This is a genomic window from Neorhizobium galegae bv. orientalis str. HAMBI 540 (assembly GCF_000731315.1).
Lineage (GTDB): Bacteria > Pseudomonadota > Alphaproteobacteria > Rhizobiales > Rhizobiaceae > Neorhizobium > Neorhizobium galegae.
In genome coordinates, this window is record NZ_HG938353.1 from 1 (window position 1) to 18,322 (window position 18,322).

The 18,322-nt window shown below is 60.3% G+C and carries 22 protein-coding genes; 11 read left to right on the top strand and 11 right to left on the bottom strand.

The window, feature by feature from the left end:
- From dnaA to RG540_RS00015, 3 genes are read left to right on the top strand one after another with little or no spacing between them, the layout of a single operon-like run.
- Entirely contained in the window at positions 1–1,566 is a 1,566-nt protein-coding gene (gene dnaA, locus RG540_RS00005; RefSeq protein ID WP_038583319.1) for a chromosomal replication initiator protein DnaA, read from the top strand.
- A gap of 5 nt (positions 1,567–1,571) precedes the next feature.
- Positions 1,572–2,189, top strand: a complete 618-nt coding sequence (locus tag RG540_RS00010) for a LysE family translocator (protein ID WP_038583322.1) — start codon at positions 1,572–1,574, stop codon at positions 2,187–2,189.
- Positions 2,190–2,198: 9 nt separating this feature from the next.
- Positions 2,199–2,792: a class I SAM-dependent methyltransferase gene (locus tag RG540_RS00015; protein WP_038583323.1), complete on the top strand. Its 594-nt coding sequence runs from the start codon at positions 2,199–2,201 to the stop codon at positions 2,790–2,792.
- An 11-nt stretch (positions 2,793–2,803) separates the two neighbouring features.
- On the opposite strand, the gene hemW is transcribed toward RG540_RS00015, so the two are convergent.
- Genes hemW through rph form a run of 4 tightly spaced genes read right to left on the bottom strand, consistent with a single transcriptional unit; the run spans position 2,804 to position 5,799 of the window.
- Positions 2,804–3,997 (bottom strand): radical SAM family heme chaperone HemW, encoded by a 1,194-nt coding sequence (hemW, locus tag RG540_RS00020; RefSeq protein ID WP_038583325.1) that lies wholly within the window; start codon positions 3,995–3,997, stop codon positions 2,804–2,806.
- 6 nt (positions 3,998–4,003) lie between these two features.
- A complete protein-coding gene (gene rdgB, locus RG540_RS00025; protein WP_038583328.1) occupies positions 4,004–4,648 on the bottom strand; it encodes an RdgB/HAM1 family non-canonical purine NTP pyrophosphatase in 645 nt (214 codons plus the stop codon).
- An 8-nt stretch (positions 4,649–4,656) separates the two neighbouring features.
- Positions 4,657–5,064 (bottom strand): VOC family protein, encoded by a 408-nt coding sequence (locus RG540_RS00030; protein WP_038583331.1) that lies wholly within the window; start codon positions 5,062–5,064, stop codon positions 4,657–4,659.
- Between the two features lie 18 nt (positions 5,065–5,082).
- Positions 5,083–5,799, bottom strand: coding sequence for a ribonuclease PH (gene rph, locus RG540_RS00035; protein WP_038583334.1), 717 nt, complete (start codon positions 5,797–5,799; stop codon positions 5,083–5,085).
- 176 nt (positions 5,800–5,975) lie between these two features.
- On the opposite strand from rph, the gene hrcA reads away from it, so the two are divergent.
- Together hrcA and grpE are read left to right on the top strand one after the other, a co-directional pair.
- Positions 5,976–7,055: a heat-inducible transcriptional repressor HrcA gene (gene hrcA, locus RG540_RS00040; RefSeq protein ID WP_038583337.1), complete on the top strand. Its 1,080-nt coding sequence runs from the start codon at positions 5,976–5,978 to the stop codon at positions 7,053–7,055.
- Positions 7,056–7,172: 117 nt separating this feature from the next.
- Complete coding sequence (gene grpE / locus RG540_RS00045; RefSeq protein ID WP_038583340.1) at positions 7,173–7,814, top strand: nucleotide exchange factor GrpE; 642 nt, start codon at positions 7,173–7,175, stop codon at positions 7,812–7,814.
- Between the two features lie 202 nt (positions 7,815–8,016).
- On the opposite strand, the gene ptsN is transcribed toward grpE, so the two are convergent.
- From ptsN to lptC, 6 genes are all read right to left on the bottom strand, one after another.
- Positions 8,017–8,481 (bottom strand): PTS IIA-like nitrogen regulatory protein PtsN, encoded by a 465-nt coding sequence (ptsN, locus tag RG540_RS00050; protein ID WP_038583342.1) that lies wholly within the window; start codon positions 8,479–8,481, stop codon positions 8,017–8,019.
- A 77-nt stretch (positions 8,482–8,558) separates the two neighbouring features.
- Positions 8,559–9,134, bottom strand: a complete 576-nt coding sequence (gene hpf / locus RG540_RS00055) for a ribosome hibernation-promoting factor, HPF/YfiA family (RefSeq protein ID WP_038583345.1) — start codon at positions 9,132–9,134, stop codon at positions 8,559–8,561.
- 248 nt (positions 9,135–9,382) lie between these two features.
- Positions 9,383–10,939 carry an RNA polymerase factor sigma-54 gene (rpoN, locus tag RG540_RS00060; protein WP_038583348.1) on the bottom strand — a complete coding sequence of 519 codons (1,557 nt, stop codon included), beginning with the start codon at positions 10,937–10,939 and terminating at the stop codon, positions 9,383–9,385.
- Positions 10,940–11,130: 191 nt separating this feature from the next.
- Positions 11,131–11,913 carry an LPS export ABC transporter ATP-binding protein gene (gene lptB, locus RG540_RS00065; RefSeq protein WP_080725006.1) on the bottom strand — a complete coding sequence of 261 codons (783 nt, stop codon included), beginning with the start codon at positions 11,911–11,913 and terminating at the stop codon, positions 11,131–11,133.
- 36 nt (positions 11,914–11,949) lie between these two features.
- On the bottom strand, positions 11,950–12,504 hold the full coding sequence (locus RG540_RS00070) for an LptA/OstA family protein (protein WP_038583353.1): 555 nt from the start codon (positions 12,502–12,504) through the stop codon (positions 11,950–11,952).
- 12 nt (positions 12,505–12,516) lie between these two features.
- On the bottom strand, positions 12,517–13,185 hold the full coding sequence (gene lptC / locus RG540_RS00075; RefSeq protein WP_038583356.1) for an LPS export ABC transporter periplasmic protein LptC: 669 nt from the start codon (positions 13,183–13,185) through the stop codon (positions 12,517–12,519).
- Between the two features lie 205 nt (positions 13,186–13,390).
- Between lptC and sppA the strand changes: the two genes are divergently transcribed.
- From sppA to RG540_RS00090, 3 genes are all read left to right on the top strand, one after another.
- The gene (sppA, locus tag RG540_RS00080; RefSeq protein ID WP_038583359.1) at positions 13,391–14,347 is read left to right on the top strand and encodes a signal peptide peptidase SppA; all 957 of its coding nucleotides are present in this window, start codon (positions 13,391–13,393) and stop codon (positions 14,345–14,347) included.
- Positions 14,348–14,373: 26 nt separating this feature from the next.
- Entirely contained in the window at positions 14,374–14,673 is a 300-nt protein-coding gene (locus RG540_RS00085; RefSeq protein ID WP_007759833.1) for an integration host factor subunit beta, read from the top strand.
- Positions 14,674–14,774: 101 nt separating this feature from the next.
- Positions 14,775–15,110 carry a lipopolysaccharide assembly protein LapA domain-containing protein gene (locus tag RG540_RS00090; RefSeq protein WP_038583363.1) on the top strand — a complete coding sequence of 112 codons (336 nt, stop codon included), beginning with the start codon at positions 14,775–14,777 and terminating at the stop codon, positions 15,108–15,110.
- 16 nt (positions 15,111–15,126) lie between these two features.
- On the opposite strand, the gene RG540_RS00095 is transcribed toward RG540_RS00090, so the two are convergent.
- Positions 15,127–15,582 carry an SRPBCC family protein gene (locus RG540_RS00095; protein WP_038583366.1) on the bottom strand — a complete coding sequence of 152 codons (456 nt, stop codon included), beginning with the start codon at positions 15,580–15,582 and terminating at the stop codon, positions 15,127–15,129.
- Positions 15,583–15,757: 175 nt separating this feature from the next.
- On the opposite strand from RG540_RS00095, the gene RG540_RS00100 reads away from it, so the two are divergent.
- The 3 genes from RG540_RS00100 to lspA are packed head-to-tail and all read left to right on the top strand — an operon-like array spanning position 15,758 to position 18,212.
- A complete protein-coding gene (locus RG540_RS00100) occupies positions 15,758–16,867 on the top strand; it encodes a class I SAM-dependent methyltransferase (RefSeq protein ID WP_038592713.1) in 1,110 nt (369 codons plus the stop codon).
- Positions 16,864–17,724 (top strand): TrmH family RNA methyltransferase, encoded by an 861-nt coding sequence (locus tag RG540_RS00105; RefSeq protein WP_038583368.1) that lies wholly within the window; start codon positions 16,864–16,866, stop codon positions 17,722–17,724. The genes RG540_RS00100 and RG540_RS00105 overlap by 4 nt, the downstream gene beginning before the upstream one ends.
- On the top strand, positions 17,721–18,212 hold the full coding sequence (gene lspA, locus RG540_RS00110; protein WP_038583370.1) for a signal peptidase II: 492 nt from the start codon (positions 17,721–17,723) through the stop codon (positions 18,210–18,212). The genes RG540_RS00105 and lspA overlap by 4 nt, the downstream gene beginning before the upstream one ends.
- The last annotated feature ends 110 nt before the right edge of the window (positions 18,213–18,322 follow it).

The window sequence follows — 18,322 nt, forward strand, 5'->3', positions numbered from 1 at the left end:
ATGCATATGAATACTATATCGGCCCGTGCAGGTAATGGGGACCACGCACGGCAAGGATTTGATTCAAGTTGCTCCCAGGCGGCAGGGGAAACGACGGAGATGAAGCATAATGCTCTTTTTGAGCGGTTTAGCACGCGTTTGAAGGCACAGGTCGGCCAGGATGTTTATGCGAGCTGGTTCGGACGCCTGAAGCTGCATTCCGTTTCGAAGAGCGTTGTTCGGCTCACGGTTCCGACCACTTTTCTGAAATCCTGGATCAACAATCGTTACCTCGATCAGATCACCACCATATTCCAGGCGGAAGACGCGGAAATCCTGAAGGTGGAAATCCTGGTGCGCAGCGCAAGCCGCAACACCAAGGTACTTGTGGCAAGTGAAGAGCGCACTCTTGCGCCGGAGCCCGTCGTCGCGACCTCCTTCCCGCGCTCTCAGGCTCCCCGCGAGATCGGCAAGATTGCCGCTTTCCCGTCGCCGTCGGCTTCTCCTGCGCGTTCGGCCCACGTTCCAGGCCCGCTGTTCGGCTCACCGCTCGATAGCCGCTTTACCTTTGATACGTTCGTGGAAGGCCCGTCGAACCGGGTAGCGCTTGCTGCCGCCAAGACGATCGCCGAAGCTGGCGCCAGCGCGGTCCGTTTCAATCCACTGTTCATTCATTCCGGCGTCGGCCTCGGCAAGACGCATCTTCTGCAGGCGATCGCCAATGCGGCGGTCGGCAGCGAGCGCATGCCGCGGGTCGTCTACCTGACGGCGGAATATTTCATGTGGCGTTTCGCGACCGCGATCCGCGACAATGATGCACTGACGCTGAAGGACTCGCTGCGCAATATCGATCTGCTGATCATCGACGACATGCAGTTCCTGCAGGGCAAGATGATCCAGAACGAGTTCTGCCATCTCCTGAACATGCTGCTCGATAGCGCCAAGCAGGTGGTGGTTGCCGCCGACCGTGCGCCCTGGGAGCTGGAATCGCTCGATCCGCGCGTTCGTTCACGTCTGCAGGGCGGTGTGGCGATCGAAGTCGAAGCGCCGGATTACGAGATGCGTCTCGAAATGATCAAGGGCCGCCTGGCGACTGCCCGCCAGGACGATCCGTCGCTGGATATCCCGGCGGAAATCCTCAGCCACGTGGCGAGAAATGTCACCGCCAGCGGTCGCGAGCTGGAAGGCGCGTTCAATCAGCTCCTGTTCCGCCGTTCCTTCGAGCCTTCCCTGTCGATCGAGCGTGTCGATGAACTGCTCGCGCATCTGGTGGGTGCCGGCGAGGCCAAGCGCGTCCGCATCGAGGACATCCAGCGCATCGTCGCCCGCCATTATAATGTGTCGCGCCAGGAACTGGTCTCCAACCGCCGCACTCGCGTCATCGTCAAGCCGCGCCAGATCGCCATGTATCTGTCGAAGACGCTGACGCCGCGCTCTTTTCCGGAGATCGGGCGCCGTTTCGGCGGCAGGGACCACACGACCGTCCTGCATGCGGTCCGCAAGATCGAGGAGCTGATTTCGGGTGACACGAAGCTCAGCCACGAGGTAGAACTGCTGAAACGGCTGATCAACGAGAACAACGCTTAAAATCCATGTTTCTGCTTTCTGTTGCAATGATCTGGGCCGTGGCGTGCATAACGCCGGGGCCCAATACGCTTCTGGTCATGCGTTATGCGCTGACCGCGCCACGTCGCGTGCCGATTCTCGCGGCAATGGGGACCATTACAGGCACGTTCTGCTGGGGTCTTGCCGGGTGGTTGGGGATCAATGTCCTCTTCCAGGCGGCACCTTTCGCCTATGTGGCGTTGAAGATCGTCGGCGGACTTTATCTTGTCTGGCTCGGATTGAAGATATTCCTGGATGCGCAAAAGTCACGCCAGTCGGCTGACATAGCGGCGGCGCGTATCGACGTGCCGCTCAAGACCGCCTATCGCATGGGCTTGGTGACCAATCTTGCCAATCCGAAATCGGCGCTGTTCGTCGCCAGCCTTTTTGCCGCGACCATGCCGGTCGGAACGCCCTTCCTCTATGGCTTGGCGGCGATCGCCGTCATGGTCACCGTTTCGACCATCTATTATTCCTTCCTTGTCGCGCTGATCACCCACCGAACAGTGGCCGCAGCCTATCTGAAGGCAAAGAAGAAGATCGATCTGGGCGTCGGCATGGTTTTTGTCGGCTTTGGCACCAAGCTGCTGATGTCGCAGCGCTGAGGATCACGCATGGCCTTGGAAAAGGATCCGACGGCGAGCTTTTACAGCGAAAACGCGGTGGCTTACGCGGAGAGCTCTGCACCAAACACACGCCGCCTCGATAGCTTCCTGTCGAAACTTGTACCTGGCGCTGCCATCCTCGAACTCGGCTGCGGCAGCGGGCGGGATAGCGCGGTCATGATCGCGCGGGGTTTCGACGCCACGCCGACGGATGGCACGCCGGAGATGGCGCAGGAAGCTTCCAAACATCTGAGCAGGCCGGTCGATGTACTGCGTTTCGGGGATATCGACGCGGTCTCGGCTTTCGATGGCGTCTGGGCCAATGCCTGCCTGCTGCATGCACCACGGGCGGAACTCGGCGGCATTCTCGGCCGCATCCACGAGTCCTTGCGCCCAGGCGGCGTCTTCTATGCGAGTTTCAAGGCTGGCGAAGCCGAGGGACATGACGGCCTCGGGCGTTATTACAATTACCCGTCCAAGGCTTGGCTAAGGGCAGCTTATGAGGCTTTCGCCTGGACCTCTGTCGATATCGATGAGGTGCAGGGCAGCGGCTACGACAAGAAGCCGACCGACTGGCTGCATGTCCTGGCGGTAAAGGCTTAAACGCCGGGGTTTCAGCAAGCCAGATCGGCAACCACCGCGTCGAGGATCAGCATTCCGGACGGCGTGCAGCGCAGCCGCGAGTTGCCGATCCGCTCGATGAAGCCATGTTCCAGCAGCCTTTCCTCGCGGATCGGGTCGGGGTCCCGGCCGGAAAGCTGCTGCCAGCGGGCGAGATCGACGCCTTCCCGCAGGCGCAGGCCCATCAGTAGCAATTCGTCGGCCTGTTCCTCGAAGCCAAGGATTTCTTCGTCCAGCATCCCGTGGCCGACGCGTTCCACCTGCTCCAGCCAGGTTTCCGGACGACGTTCGGTGGAGGTCGCGATCTTGTTTCTACCGCGCATCAGACGCCCGTGGGCGCCGGGTCCGATGCCGGCATAGTCGCCGTAGCGCCAATAGGTCAGGTTATGGCGGCTTTCAGCACCGGGGCGGGCGTGGTTGGAAACCTCGTAGGCCGGCATGCCGAACCCCTCGGTGATCTGTTGGGTCGCCTCGTAGAGGGCTGCCGACTGGTCGTCATCCGGCACGATCAGTTTGCCGGCCTTGTGCAGGCCATAGAAAGGCGTGCCTTCCTCGATGGTGAGCTGGTAGAGCGACAAATGGTCGACCGCGTAGGAAACCGCTTCCTTCAGTTCCGCTTCCCAGGCCTCGACCGTCTGTTTCGGCCGGGCATAGATGAGATCGAAGGACATGCGCGGAAAGATCTCCCGCGCCAGTTTGATCGCCTTCAGGGCATCGGCGACGTCATGCAGCCGACCCAGGAACTTGAGGTCCGGATCGTTGAGCGCCTGCACGCCGAGTGAGACACGGTTGACCCCGGCAGCGCGATAGCCGCGGAAGCGGGTCGCCTCGACGCTCGAAGGGTTGGCCTCCATGGTGATCTCGATGCCGTCGGGCACATGCCAATGCCTGGCAATGCCGTCGAGGATCGCCGAGACCGTGGCGGGGTCCATCAGGGACGGCGTACCGCCGCCGAGGAAAATACTGGTGACGGTTTTCGGCCCGCTCATCCGCCGCATCACTTCCATCTCCTTCAGGAAGGCGGCGGTGAAACGCGGCTGGTCCACGGGCTGATGGCGCACATGGCTGTTGAAGTCGCAATAGGGGCACTTGGCCGCACAGAATGGCCAATGCACATAGACGCCAAAGCCCGGCTCGCCGGTATCGGGCAGAAGGGTGTCGCGCAGAAGGGGAGCGGCTGAGTTCAAAATGCCTCAAGCCTCCAGGCAGGTTTCGACGAAACGCTTGAAGGCACGGGCGCGATGCGAAAGCGCTTCCGGTTCGCCAGGTTTCCAGCCGTGTTTCTGATCACTACTCATTTCACCGAAGGTAATATCATAGCCTTCCGGTTGGAAGACCGGGTCATAACCAAAACCCTGGGTGCCGCGCGGCGGCCACACTACAGTGCCTTCCACTTCGCCCCGGAACATTTCCGTGTGTCCGTCAGGCCATGCGAGACAGAGAACGCTGACAAAGCGGCAACCGCGCTGTTCCGGCTTGGTCGCGCCGCGTTCTTCGAGCGCCTTCTCGACCTTTTCCATCGCCATCTGGAAATCGCGGCTGCCATCCTCACGCTCCGCCCAGTTGGCGGTATAGACACCCGGCGCACCGTCGAGCGCGTCGATGACGATGCCGGAATCGTCAGACAGTGCGGGCAGGCCGGAGGCCCGGGCGGAGGCGAGTGCCTTGATCGCGGCATTTTCCTCGAATGTCGTGCCCGTCTCGTCCGGCTCTTCGAATTGCAGTTCGGCGGCGGATTTGGCCGAGAAACCGAAGGGGCCGATCAATTCGGCGATTTCGCGGATCTTTCCGGCATTGTGGCTGGCGACGACGATCGTCTTGGTATCGAGCTTGCGCATGATAATTCCTATTCGATATTCCAGAGCCTGGGCTCTGCGCATTCCAGGCTGTTGCCGGCCGGATCGCGGAAATAGATTGAGCGGGCACCGTTCGGCCAGCGGAAATCGCTTTCGATGGCAATCCCTGCCTTGTTGAGCTTTTCCCTGATCAAGTCAATCGCGTCGCCGGTCATGCGAAAGCAGATATGCCCCGGTCCCATCGAGCCATGTGGCGGTACGGGTAGCGAATCGGCGGGCGGTGGCTTGATCGTCTCAGCCGGATTGAAGATCAGCAGGATGCCCGGCCCACAACGAAAGAACACATGTCTGGTGCCGGCGCGCCGCACCTTCTCTAGGCCGAGAATGCCGCCGTAAAATGCTTCGGCGGCATCGAGATCAGCGGCGTAGAGCGCGGTTTCGAGAATGCCTTCAATCAAACCGCACCTCTTTCAGGTTCAGGCAATCGCCTGCTTCTGCATCGCCACCAGTTCCTGGGTACCGTCCTGAGCGAGCGCCAGCAGCTTCAGGAACTCTTCCTGGCTGAAGGGCTTGCCTTCCGCCGTGCCCTGCACCTCGACGATTCCGCCGGAACCGGTCATGACGAAATTGGCGTCCGTCTCGGCAGCCGAATCCTCGATATAGTCGAGGTCGATTACCGGCTGGCCGGCAAAGATGCCGCAGGAGATCGCCGCGACATGGTCCTTGAGCACCTTGTCGACCTTGGTCATCGAGCGGGCTTCCATCCACTTCAGGCAGTCGTAGAGCGCAATCCAGCCACCGGTGATCGAAGCGGTGCGCGTGCCGCCATCCGCCTGGATGACGTCGCAGTCGATGGTGATCTGCTTTTCGCCGAGTGCTTCGAGATCGATGACGGCGCGCAAGGACCGACCGATCAGGCGCTGGATTTCCTGGGTGCGGCCGCCCTGCTTGCCGGCGGCGGCTTCGCGCTTCATGCGGTCGCCGGTAGCGCGCGGCAGCATGCCGTATTCGGCGGTGACCCAGCCCTTGCCGCTGTTGCGCAGCCACGGCGGCGTCTTTTCTTCGAGGCTCGCGGTGCAGAGCACATGCGTGTCGCCGAACTTGACGAGGCAGGAACCTTCCGCGTGCTTGGAGAAATTGCGCTCGAACGAGACCTTGCGCATCTGGTTCAACTGTCTGCCTGAAGGCCGCATGTTTCACTCCCTGGATTTCTGTTTCCGCCTTCTACGGCCCCGGCCAAGCTTTTGCAAAGAAAAAGCCCTAATGAGTGTACGAGCGAATGATCGTGGCTGGCGCAATTTTCCCTTTGGAGAAGGCGCGTCGAATGACTATATTTTATCGAATGATCAACGGAACGGTGAAGGTCTAGATGGGATTTTCGGCATCGACGGGTAGGGACAGCGGCTCTGTGCTCGATGACCGTTCGCGCGAAATTTTCCGCCGCATCGTGGAAAGCTACCTGGAAAACGGTGAGCCGCTGGGCTCCCGCAATCTTTCGCGGTTGCTGCCCATCTCTTTGTCACCGGCTTCGGTGCGCAATGTGATGAGCGATCTTGAAGAACTCGGCCTCATCTATTCCCCGCATATCAGCGCTGGCCGCCTGCCGACCCAGTCAGGGCTCCGGTTTTTCGTCGACGCCTTCATGCAGGTCGGAGACCTGTCTGCCGAGGAGCGTGCCAACATCGACCGGCAGATCCGCCCGGCCGACCGCGACCAGCCGATGGAAAGCCTGATGGCGGAGGCAAGCCGCATGCTCTCGGGCGTCTCGCGCGGCGCCGGCATCGTCATCACCACCAAGAGCGATCCCGTCCTCAAGCATGTTGAGTTTATCCGCCTCGAGCCGACCAAGGCGCTCGCCGTGCTGGTCGGTGATCACAATCAGGTCGAAAACCGTATCATCGAGCTGCCCGCCGGCGTGACGTCGTCGCAGTTGACCGAAGCGGCCAATTTCCTCAATGCCCACCTGAGTGGCCAGACCTTGCCGGAACTGCGCGGCCAGCTGAAGACCCTCAAGGACCAGGTTCAGGGAGAGCTTTATGCGCTCTCGCACGAACTGGTCGAGCGCGGTCTTGCGGTCTGGTCCGGCGACAGCGAGGAAGGCAAACCGACCCAGCTCATCGTCCGCGGCCGCGCCAATTTGCTTGAAGGCCTGGCGGATGTCGCGGATCTCGATCGTTTGCGGCTGCTTTTCGATGATCTCGAAAAGAAGGACAGCCTGATCGAGATTCTCGATCTCGCAGAAAAAGGGCCGGGCGTCCGGATCTTCATTGGCTCTGAAAACAAGCTGTTTTCCCTCTCTGGCTCCTCGCTCATCGTGGCGCCCTATCGTGACGGCGAGGACCGGATCGTCGGTGCCGTCGGTGTCATCGGGCCGACGCGGCTCAACTATTCCCGTATCGTGCCGATGGTGGACTACACCGCGCAGCTGCTTGCCAGGCTGTCGCGCTGAATTTTGCGGCCGGACCGCCCAAGTTTCCCAGCAAGCCTTGATTTTTCCACCTTAAACCTCGATATCGGGCACAAATCCAAGCCCGTAAATCGAAGCCAAGAATAACCGGAGACCGTCATGACCGACGAAACCAACAAGAACGGACCTGACGCAACTGCCGCGGAGAACACTGCGGAAGCCGTAGCATCTGCTCTTGAGGACGCGGCCAACCAGAAGAATGCCGAGGCGCCTGCCGCCGAACCTGATCCGCTGGAATTGCTGAAGGCCGAAAACAACGAGCTGCGCGACCGTTTCCTGCGGCTTGCCGCCGAGATGGATAACCTGCGCCGCCGCACCGAACGCGAAATCAAGGACGCTAAGTCCTACGCCGCCGCCGGCTTTGCGCGCGACATGCTCGCCGTTTCGGACAACCTGCGCCGGGCGCTGGACGCCGTGCCGACCGAAATGCGCGCCACGGCAGATGCCTCGCTGACCACGCTCCTGGAGGGCGTCGAGATGACTGAACGCTCGATGCTGTCCGCTCTGGAGCGCCACGGCGTGAAGAAGATCGATGCTGAAGGCCAGAAGTTTGATCCGAACTTCCACCAGGCGATGTTCGAAATCCCGAACCCTGCCGTCCCGAACAATACTGTCGTCCAGGTCGTTCAGGCCGGCTTCACGATCGGCGAACGCGTCCTGCGCCCCGCCATGGTGGGTGTCGCAAAAGGTGGTCCGAAGTCGGAAGCTTCGGCAGAAACCGCCGGTGAGAAGAGCGCCTGAAGCCTTTGAGGAGCAGGGGTAAAGCCTGCTCCTCATTTTACGCCGGCCGGTCCCCGTTGATGTTTCATCGTCTGATTGTCGATTGTTCTGATCGGTCGAGTTTTCGCGCGTAACCCCTGCAAAATACGGCTCAAAAACAAAACCGCCCGGCGCTTTGACAGCGGCCGGGCAGTTTGTTTCGTCCCCACGAATGCATATGCCGTCAGGCGGCGTGGTTGGCTTGTTCCTCGTTGAGGAATGCGTAGATCGCCGAAGCGGAATCGGTCTTGCGCAGCTTGGCGACGAGATCCTGGTCGCGCAACACGCGGGCAATACGCGACAGGGCCTTCAGGTGGTCGGCGCCGGCGCCTTCGGGCGCGAGCAGCAGGAACACCAGATCGACCGGCTCGTCGTCGAGCGCTTCGAAATCGACCGGGGCTTCAAGGCGCGCGAAAATACCCTTGATCGACGAGATGCTGTTGAGCTTGCCGTGCGGGATGGCGATGCCGTGGCCGACGCCGGTGGAGCCGAGCCTTTCGCGCTGCAGGATGATGTCGAAGATTTCTCGTTCACTCACGCCCGTCAACTTGGAAGCCTTGACCGCCAGCTCCTGCAATAGCTGCTTTTTGGAGTTTACCTTTAGGGCAGGAATAATCGCATCTTGCTGCAGCAAATCTGCCAATGCCATTCTCTTCATCCTTCGTGCCGCAAGAGCTTGTGCCCTAGGCGAAGGGGAGCGCCGTCTCCGACGCTCTCCCCAAGTTGTTAGTTCTTGATATTGGTGGAATCGATCCAGCCAATATTGCCGTCATTGCGGCGGTACACAATGTTCAGATGTTCCTTGCCGGGGCTACGGAACAGAAGAACAGGCTCGTCTGTCATATCAAGTGCCATGACGGCGCTTGCGACCGTCATCGTCTTCAACTGCTTCGAACTTTCCGCGACGATGGTCGGCGCGAAATCCTCGGGCACTTCCTCCCCTTCATCCGGTACGCTGTCCATAACAGTGTAGGCAACTTCCGCATAACCATTCACATGGTTGCCGGCATGATGATCCTTGAGCCGCCGCTTGTAGCGGCGCAGACGTTTTTCGATCCGCTGTGCTGCGGCGTCGAAACTGATCTGCGGATCATTCGCCTCGCCAGCCGCATGCAGGACGATCCCGGTATCGAGATGCACCTTGCAGTCGGCAGAAAAGCGCGAACCAGCCTTTTCCACGATGACTTGGCCTGAATAGCCTCCGTCGAAGTATTTTGTAATCGCTTCTCCGATTTGGTCCTCGATCCTTTGACGGAACGAATCGCCAATTTCCATATGCTTACCGGATACACGCACACTCATGGAGTTCTTCCTTCTTGTCGTGACTTGCGTGTTCCAGTCTACGCCAAGCCGTCCCCGCATCCAAGCCGTTCACATGCGACTGGGCCAAATTGCTGCAATCGATGCCTGTCTGGATAATGGGATACGTTTCGTGCCATGTCCCGTGCAGTTGCGGCGGGCTTCTAGCGCCCGATGTTTTAAATGTCAACGGCAGCGGGCCTCGGGATTTCTACGTAGGCCTGTGGAAACCCGGGTGTTTCGCCGGTTTCTCAGAACGCCGCGACCCCGGCGATCGCGCGCTTTTCGCGACGGCGCTGGACGGAAGAAGGAATGTTCATCGCCTCGCGGTACTTCGCGACGGTCCGGCGCGCGAGCTCGACCCCGCCGCGTTTCAGGCTGACGACGATATCGTCGTCGGAGAGCACCGTCTCAGGCGTTTCCTGGGCGATCAGCAGGCGAATCCGATGGCGCACGGCCTCCGCCGAATGGCTGTCGCCGCCTTCTTCCGCCGAGCCGATCGACACTGTGAAGAAATATTTGAGCTCGAACAGCCCCCGCGGCGTCAGCATGTATTTGTTGGAGGTGACGCGGCTGACCGTCGATTCATGCATCTTGATCGCTTCGGCGACGGTCTTGAGGTTGAGCGGGCGCAGGTGATCGACGCCGTGGATCAGGAAGGCATCCTGTTGCCGGACGATTTCGGCCGCCACCTTCATGATCGTCTTGGCCCGCTGGTCGAGGCTGCGCGTCAGCCAATTGGCATTCTGCATGCATTCGGAAAGAAAGTTGTGGTCGTCCCCGTTTTTCGGGCAGTGCTTGGACACCGTCTGGAAATAGCTGTGGTTTACCAGGACACGCGGCAGGGTGTCCGGATTGAGCTCGACCACCCAGCTGCCGTCGGGCGCTGCGCGCACGACGATATCCGGCGAAATCGTCTCAGACATGCCGCGCTCGAAGCCGGCGCCGGGCTTGGGGTTGAGGCAGCGGATTTCTGCCAGCATGTCGATGAGGTCTTCGTCGTCGACGCCGCAGATCTTTCGAAGCGAGGCGAAGTCGCGTTTGCCCAGCAGATCCAGATGTCTGATCAGCGCATCCATGGCCGGGTCGAGTCGGTCCTTTTCCCGAAGCTGGATTGCCAGACATTCGCTGAGCGATCGCGCGAAGACGCCCGGCGGATCGAGCGTCTGCAGCGAGCGGAGGATGGCTTCTACATTCTCGACGCTTCTGCCCAGGCGGGCGGCAATCTCCTCGATGTCGCCGAGCATATAACCGGCCTCGTCCAGCTGATCAACGAGATGTTGGGCAATCAGGCGGTTGGCCGCATCGATGATCAGGAAAGGGATCTGCTGGTTCAGGTGGTCGCGCAGCGTCACCTGACCGGCGACGAAATCATCCAGATCGTAGTCTTCGCCAGACTCGCCGCCCGGCATCGATTTCCATTGGCTGAGCAGCTCCGGCGCATCGGCGCGCCGCGCCGGACCATCGTCGGGAAAGACGTTCTCGAAGCCCGTGTCGAGCCCTTCGCCGAGCCTTTCGGCGCTGATGGAAGAGGACCCCTCGTACCAGCCGCTATCGACTTCGGCCACTGCCGAACTCTCGCGGTCTTCAGTCGGGGCAAAGTCGTCGGCGCTGTCGAAGCCTGTTTCCGCGTCGTTTTCGCTCTCGTTTGACGTAATTTCGAGCAGCGGGTTCTTTTCGACTTCCTGGGCGATGAACTGGTTGAGTTCGAAATGCGTCATCTGCAGCAGCTGGATGGATTGCATCAGCTGCGGCGTCATCACCAGCGATTGGGTTTGGCGTAGGAAAAGATTAGCGGATAAACCCATGGCGGACGCGAAACTCCCGTGCAATCCCCTTGAACCACCCGGTCATGGATGGCGGACGCTCGCTTTCGGCCAAGCCTCCACAAGGCCAAATTTGCATCTGGCACAAGAATTGCTTTTTTGAAAGATTTGGTCAAGCGCTGCAGTGCGGGAAAGTAAATTTCTTTGGCGCGCTGCAGCGACCGGAACAGCGTCTAGAGGCTGAACTTGTCGCCGAGGTAGAGGCGGCGGACGTCCGGGTTGTTGACAATGTCGTCTGCGCGGCCGTGCGTCAGTACTTCGCCCGCATGGATGATATAGGCCCGGTCGATCAGGCCCAATGTTTCGCGGACGTTGTGGTCCGTTATCAGAACGCCGATCCCGCGTGCCGTCAAGTGGCGCACGAGGTTCTGGATGTCGGAAACCGAAATAGGGTCGACGCCCGCAAAAGGTTCGTCGAGCAGCATGAAGGCAGGGTCGGTCGCCAGCGCTCGGGCAATTTCAAGACGTCGGCGCTCACCGCCGGAAAGCGCAACGGCCGCTGTTTTCCGAAGTTGGCTGATATGGAACTCTTCCAGCAGCTCGTCGAGTTTACGTTCCCGCTCGTCCCTGTCGGGCTCGTGGACTTCCAGCACCGCGCGAATGTTTTCCTCGACTGTCAGGCCGCGGAAGATCGATGCTTCCTGCGGCAGATAGCCCACGCCCAACCGGGCGCGGCGATACATCGGCATGCGGGTGACTTCGTTGCCGTTGATCGCGATCATGCCTTCGTCCACCGGCACCAGGCCGGTGATCATGTAGAAGCAGGTCGTCTTGCCCGCGCCGTTCGGCCCGAGCAGTCCGACGGCCTCGCCACGGCGCACGACCAGCGACACGCCGTTGACGACGCGACGCGTGTCGTAGGTCTTCGAAAGCCCATGCGCGACCAGCGTACCCTCGTAGCGCGCTTTATCGCGTACGACGAAGGGTTCGGGCGCGGACGGCTTCCTTGCCGACAGACTGGTGATGAACGGTATTTTCACGTCAAATGTCTATTATTGCTTTGGCCGCGATTTCGGGTCGAGCAGGATCTCAACGCGCCCGCCACAGGCGTCGAGCTTGGCCTGGCCGGTTTCCATCAGGACGGTGAGTTTGCAACCCTTGAAGACGTTAGGGCCTTCGGAGAGCACGACCTGCTTGCCGGAAAGCACGAAGGTTTGGGATTTCATGTCGAACTCGCCCTTCTCGGCGGTCGCCTGCTGCGTTCCCGAGGTCAGAAATACCGTCTCGTCGAGGAATATCTTGTCGATATTGGCGTTGCCCGAGGTCACCGAGCCACCTTCACCCGTATAAAGAACCGTCATCTTGCCCGCCTTCATCGTGGTCGTGCCCTGCACGACCTGGACGTTGCCGGTAAAATAGGCCTTCTTTTCCTGCTCCTTGATCTCGAGTTGGTCACTCTGGATCTGGATTGGTTGGTCGCCGGAAAGCTTCAGGCCTTCCATCTGGCTGGTGGTCGTCTGGGCATGTGCGGTCGCTGCTAGACAGGAAATAAATCCTGCCGCGATCAGAACTGCGGCATTGCGTGTAAGAAGGCGGCGATTGATCATGACGGCCGGGCTCTATTTGCCTTGGTTGCGAATGGTGGCTGGATCGAGATGGACGCGAACCTGGCCTTTGAAGGTGATGGTATGTCCCTTATCCGTTATCTTTAAAGACTCTGCAACGATAGAGCCTTCTTTCATGGCGATATCGACGTGCTCGGGTGAATTCATCACACCAGCGTTGATATCGAGATGGGCGGATTTGAAGCGGGCGGTGATCCCGTTGCTCAGATTGACATCGAACGGGGAGTTGAGATCGAGCATGTCCGTGCCGCGGTCGAAGTCGGCGCCGGTCGCGATGACCCGCGCGATAACGTCGTCGTTGACCGGCACGGCGGCCTTGACGTCCTCAAGCGTGATCATGTTCGAGTTCTTGATATCCTGCAGCGCACGGTTTGCGGTCATCGAGTAGCTGATGCCGTCCTTGTTGCGGCCGGAGATCGCCGGTCGTTCCATGACGATCTTTCCGTTTTCGATCCGGGCGTTTTCAATCGAAAGGTTTTCCGGCAGGTAGGCGCGGACAATCGAGATAGCGATGAAGGCGGCCGAAATCACGCCGGCCAGGATCGGCAGCAGTATCTTGAGTTTACGCACGAGCGAGGAATGCGCCAGCGCCGCCTGATAGGCATCCGCGCGCGGCTCCAGCGCCGCAGTAAAGCCTGCCGTTTTTCGAATATGCTGCAGCATGAGTGCCGGGTTGTTCCTTCTAGCTCGTCTCCATGCCCATCTCGGCAATGCCGATGGAACAGGTAGGAGCTTTGCTTTGTCCGCCAATATGGTTTTTATTCAATCAACAAACAATAATGGGCAACATAAAAACGTGATGTGAGCCGCTGCAAAACACGCTAGAGAGCCTATTTAGCAACGACGGTTCATCTCGAAGGGTGATTTTATGGATCAAATGGCAATCGCGGACCGGCGCTCCCTGCGCCGCAAGCTGAGTTTCTGGCGGGTCGTTGCTCTTGTTTTTTTGGTCGGCATCGGTTTTGCGCTCTACCGTGCCGTTGCCGGCGAGAGTGCCGGATCCGCCTTGCCTCATGTCGCCCGCATCGAAATCTCCGGTTTGATCACCGATGACAAGGAATTGCTGGAGCGCCTCGCCAAGATTGCCGAGAGCAGCCAGGCCAAGGCGTTGATCGTCTCGATTTCCTCGCCGGGCGGGACGACCTATGGCGGCGAGCGCATCTTCAAGGCGATCCGCAAGGTTTCCGAAAAGAAGCCGGTCGTTTCCGATATCCGCACGCTGGCCGCGTCTGCCGGCTATATGATTGCCACCGCCGGCGACCAGATCGTCGCGGGCGAAAGCTCGATCACCGGTTCGATCGGCGTCATCTTCCAATATCCGCAGGTCGATGAGGTGATGAAGAAGATTGGTGTCTCGCTGGAAGAGATCAAGTCGGCGCCGCTGAAGGCCGAGCCGTCGCCCTTCCATCCCGCGAGCGAGGAAGCCAAGACGATGATCCGCAGCATGGTGATGGACAGCTATGCATGGTTCGTCGATCTCGTTGCCGATCGCCGCAAGATGCCGCGCGACGAGGTGCTGAAGCTCGCGGATGGCACGATCTTCACCGGTCGCCAGGCACTCAACGTCAAGCTGGTCGACAAGCTTGGCGGCGAGGAGGACATCCGCGACTATCTGGAATCACGGGGCATCTCGAAGGACCTGCCGATCGTGGACTGGAAGGAGCGTAGTTCTTCCTCGTCCTTCTGGCTCGCGAGTGCCATCAGCGAGATGTTGAACCTCTCCGGTCTCGGCCAGGCAATCACTCCCGACGTCCTTCGCGTCTTCGGCGCCGACAAGTTGTTTCTTGACGGTCTTGTCTCCGTTTGGCAGGTTGGGCGCGGTTAAAAATCTAAACTTTTCAGGGGGCAACCGTGATCAAGTCAGAACTGGTGCAGATCGTTGCGGCTCGCAATCCGCATCTCTACCACCGCGACGTCGAGAACATCGTCAATGCCGTGCTCGACGAGATCACAGATGCCCTGGCAGGCGGAAATCGTGTCGAACTGCGAGGCTTCGGCGCGTTTTCTGTGAAAAATCGTCCCTCCCGGTCCGGTCGCAACCCGCGCACCGGCGAGAGCGTCTTTGTCGAGGAGAAATGGGTTCCTTTCTTCAAAACAGGCAAGGAACTGCGCGAGCGCTTGAATCCGGGTCTGGACGACGAAGAGGATTGATCCTTCGGGCGCGGCTTTCGCCGCCCTTGAAACCCCACAAAGCGCGCCTATTCTGCAACAGATGCTGGTAAACAGCAGGCAGTCTGCTGCCGGAGATTCAGATGGATAAGTTCAAAAGGATCGTCTCGCTCGTGGTCTTCGTGCCGCTCGGCATCGTGCTGATCGTGCTCGCAGTCGCGAATCGCCAGATGGTCACCCTGGCGCTGAACCCCTTCCGGCCTGAAGACGGCATGTTGGCGGTCAGCGCACCCTTCTTCCTGTTTCTGTTCCTGGCCTTGCTGGTCGGCTTGTTCATCGGCTCGTTCGTGACCTGGTGGAGCCAGGGCAAGCACCGCAAACAGGCTCGCGTCGAAGCGCGCGAAGCGGTCCGATGGCAGAACGAGCATAAGGCGGCCGTCGCTGGACGGCCTGCCTCGGCGCAACTTCCTTCGAAATGAATTCAGGCAAAGTAAATCAGGCTTGCGCGGCCTTGGCTACGACGGCCTTGTTGAAATCCGCAAAAAACTGGCCGGCGAGCTTCTGCGAGGTCGAATCGATCAGTCGTGAGCCGAGCTGCGCGATCTTGCCGCCCACCTGAGCCTTGGTGGAGTAACGAAGCAGCGTGTCGCTGCCGTCGTCAACCAGCGTGACGGTGGCGGAACCCTTGGCGAAACCTGCGATACCGCCCTTGCCTTCGCCTGAGATCGTGTAGCTCACCGGTGGGTTGATGTCGGAGAGGGTCACCTCGCCGGAAAAGCTCGCCGAGACCGGGCCGACCTTCAGCTTGACGGTTGCGGAAAGCTCGGTTGGAGACTTTTGTTCGAGCGTCTGGCAACCGGGGATGCATTGGCGAAGGATTTCCGGGTCGTTCAACGCCGCCCAGACCACCTCGCGAGGTGCTGCAATACGTTCTTCGCCGCCCATATCCATGTGATGATCCTCCGTCCACCGTTGCTAGACTTATTGCAAGGGCGATGATCTTTGCCAAGGGGGACAAAAGGCGGACATGCCGGGGCTTCAATAAAACACGCCGCCATCGGCTCCCCGGCTTTGAAGAATGGCCGGCAAATGCTATCTGCTGCCCAAGTCTCAAAAATCCAAGCGGATGAACGTATTGAAGAACAAGGAAAGGCGGCCGGGTGAAAAAGCCCGGAGCGATGCCGGCAACAGGTCCTCCCGCGGGTACGCCGCCGCAAAACCAGCGGCAGTCAAGCAGGTCCCGCGGCTGCAGGAAAGGGCCGCGAAACCCGCGCCGGCCGCAGCACCGGCGGAAACCCGCCCGCTTTTGCCGCGCAGCGGCGAGCGGCCGCCTGAGCGCGTGCCGATCATTCTCGAATCGTCCGGTGCCGGTGATTTTCACCTGGTCGACAGCGGCAACGGGCTGAAACTCGAGCAATACGGCCCCTACCGCATCGTCCGGCCGGAAGCCCAGGCGCTCTGGCAGCCGTCGCTTGCCGGCCACGTCTGGGAAAAGGCGGATGCACTCTTCACCGGCGATACGGATGAGGACGGCATGGGTCGCTGGCGCTTCACCAGGGAAGCTCTTGGCGAAACCTGGCCGTTGTCGCTGCTCGGCACCGATTTCCTCGGCCGCTTCACGTCCTTCCGCCATGTCGGCGTCTTCCCGGAGCAGATCGTTCACTGGGAGTGGATGAAGAACCGCATCGAGGAGGCGAAACGCCCGGTGAAGGTGCTGAACCTCTTCGGTTATACGGGCGTTGCCTCGCTGGTCGCGGCAGCTGCCGGCGCCGAAGTTACCCATGTGGATGCCTCCAAAAAGGCGATCGGCTGGGCGCGCGAGAACCAGTCGCTCGCACGCCTCGACAAGGCGCCGATCCGCTGGATCTGCGAGGACGCCATGAAGTTCATCCTGCGCGAGGAGCGTCGCGGCAACCGCTACGACATCATCCTCACTGATCCGCCGAAATTCGGCCGGGGTCCGAATGGTGAAGTCTGGCAGCTTTTCGATCATTTGCCGCTGATGCTCGACATCTGCCGCGAACTGCTGTCCTCGAAGGCGATCGGCCTGGTGCTGACCGCTTATTCCATCCGCGCCAGCTTCTACTCCATCCATGAACTGATGCGCGAGACGATGCGCGGCGCCGGCGGCGTCGTGGAATCGGGCGAGCTCGTCATCCGTGAGGCGGGGCTGGACGGCAAGACGCCGGGCCGCGCGCTTTCCACATCTCTTTTCAGTCGCTGGGTGCCGGCATGACCGACGATTTTCAGAAATCCGGACCACGACGGGTCGGCCATGTGAAGGAAGTCACTTCGCTTTCCAATCCGATCATCAAGGACATCAAGGCGCTCACCAACAAGAGGGACCGCGAAGAGAGCGGCACCTTCATGGCCGAGGGCCTGAAGCTCGTCATCGACGCACTGGAGCTGGGCTGGGAAATCCGCACGCTGGTCTATGCCAAGGCGGCCAAGGGCAAGGCGCTTGTCGAGCAGGTGGCGGCCAAGACGGTCGCCCATGGCGGGCTGGTGCTGGAGGTCAGCGAGAAGGTGCTCTCGTCGGTCACCCGCCGCGACAATCCGCAGATGGTGGTCGGCATTTTCGAGCAGCGCTGGAAGAAACTCGACGATCTGAGGCCGGGCAGGGACGAGACGCTGGTGGCGCTCGACCGCGTGCGCGACCCCGGCAATCTTGGCACCATTATCCGCACCGCCGATGCCGCAGGCGCCACCGGGGTGATCCTGGTCGGCGAATGCACCGACCCGTTTTCGCTGGAAACCGTGCGTGCCACCATGGGTTCGGTCTTCGCGGTGCCGGTTGTCAAATGTTCGGCGGAAGAATTCCTGAGCTGGCAGAAGCGCTCCGGCACCCAGGTCGTGGCGACCCATCTCGCCGGCGCCGTCGACTATCGCACCGTGGATTATTCGAAAAAGCCGGTCGTGCTGCTGATGGGCAACGAGCAGTCTGGCCTGCCGGACAATCTTGCTAAGGCTGCCGATCGCACCGTTCGCATTCCCCAGCAGGGCAGGGCGGACTCGCTCAACCTCGCCGTCGCATCCGCCGTGATGCTCTTCGAGGCCCGCCGCCATCTGCTGACCTTGGACGACAAGAAATGACCGGACGCGTAGCCCTTCTTTCGCGGCCACTAGTGGCTCTGATCGTCATCGTCGTCGCGGTCGTCCTCGATCAGGTGGTGAAGATCGCCGTCGAGAATTATCTTCCGATGCAGGAAGCGGTGCCGCTGCTGCCGCTTTTGGCGCTCTACCGTACCTATAATCTCGGCGTCGCCTTTTCCCTTCTGTCCGGCATGGAGCGGGAATTCATCGTCGGCATGCGGGTGCTGATCGTCGCATTCGTGCTCTGGCTCTGGCGCCGCACCCCGAAGGAGCGGCCTTTCGCCCATGCCGGGTTCACGTTGATCATCGCCGGCGCGGTCGGCAACCTGATCGATGGTTTCGCCTATGGCCATGTGATCGACTACGTCCTGTTCCACACCGAGACCTGGTCCTTCGCGGTCTTCAACCTGGCGGACAGTTTCATCACCATCGGGGCAGGCCTGGTGATCCTCGACGAGCTGGTCGGGCCGAAAAAGGTCGATCAGTAAAATTTTACCTGATTGCTCTAAGGATTGGGAAAGAAACCTCGTTAGTCTTTCCCAATGCGAGATATCGCCGACATACATGAACGTATCTCCAAGGCGTTCGGGTCTTCCCC

Excerpts from the sequence above, each read along its gene's own strand:
- dnaA (WP_038583319.1), top strand. The coding sequence starts at position 1 with ATGCATATGAATACTATATCGGCCCGTGCAGGTAATGGGGACCACGCA.
- RG540_RS00010 (WP_038583322.1), top strand. The coding sequence starts at position 1,572 with ATGTTTCTGCTTTCTGTTGCAATGATCTGGGCCGTGGCGTGCATAACG.
- RG540_RS00015 (WP_038583323.1), top strand. The coding sequence starts at position 2,199 with ATGGCCTTGGAAAAGGATCCGACGGCGAGCTTTTACAGCGAAAACGCG.
- rdgB (WP_038583328.1), bottom strand. The coding sequence starts at position 4,648 with ATGCGCAAGCTCGATACCAAGACGATCGTCGTCGCCAGCCACAATGCC.
- rph (WP_038583334.1), bottom strand. The coding sequence starts at position 5,799 with ATGCGGCCTTCAGGCAGACAGTTGAACCAGATGCGCAAGGTCTCGTTC.
- hrcA (WP_038583337.1), top strand. The coding sequence starts at position 5,976 with ATGGGATTTTCGGCATCGACGGGTAGGGACAGCGGCTCTGTGCTCGAT.
- grpE (WP_038583340.1), top strand. The coding sequence starts at position 7,173 with ATGACCGACGAAACCAACAAGAACGGACCTGACGCAACTGCCGCGGAG.
- ptsN (WP_038583342.1), bottom strand. The coding sequence starts at position 8,481 with ATGGCATTGGCAGATTTGCTGCAGCAAGATGCGATTATTCCTGCCCTA.
- hpf (WP_038583345.1), bottom strand. The coding sequence starts at position 9,134 with ATGAGTGTGCGTGTATCCGGTAAGCATATGGAAATTGGCGATTCGTTC.
- rpoN (WP_038583348.1), bottom strand. The coding sequence starts at position 10,939 with ATGGGTTTATCCGCTAATCTTTTCCTACGCCAAACCCAATCGCTGGTG.
- RG540_RS00070 (WP_038583353.1), bottom strand. The coding sequence starts at position 12,504 with ATGATCAATCGCCGCCTTCTTACACGCAATGCCGCAGTTCTGATCGCG.
- lptC (WP_038583356.1), bottom strand. The coding sequence starts at position 13,185 with ATGCTGCAGCATATTCGAAAAACGGCAGGCTTTACTGCGGCGCTGGAG.
- sppA (WP_038583359.1), top strand. The coding sequence starts at position 13,391 with ATGGATCAAATGGCAATCGCGGACCGGCGCTCCCTGCGCCGCAAGCTG.
- RG540_RS00090 (WP_038583363.1), top strand. The coding sequence starts at position 14,775 with ATGGATAAGTTCAAAAGGATCGTCTCGCTCGTGGTCTTCGTGCCGCTC.
- RG540_RS00095 (WP_038583366.1), bottom strand. The coding sequence starts at position 15,582 with ATGGATATGGGCGGCGAAGAACGTATTGCAGCACCTCGCGAGGTGGTC.
- RG540_RS00100 (WP_038592713.1), top strand. The coding sequence starts at position 15,758 with ATGAACGTATTGAAGAACAAGGAAAGGCGGCCGGGTGAAAAAGCCCGG.
- RG540_RS00105 (WP_038583368.1), top strand. The coding sequence starts at position 16,864 with ATGACCGACGATTTTCAGAAATCCGGACCACGACGGGTCGGCCATGTG.
- lspA (WP_038583370.1), top strand. The coding sequence starts at position 17,721 with ATGACCGGACGCGTAGCCCTTCTTTCGCGGCCACTAGTGGCTCTGATC.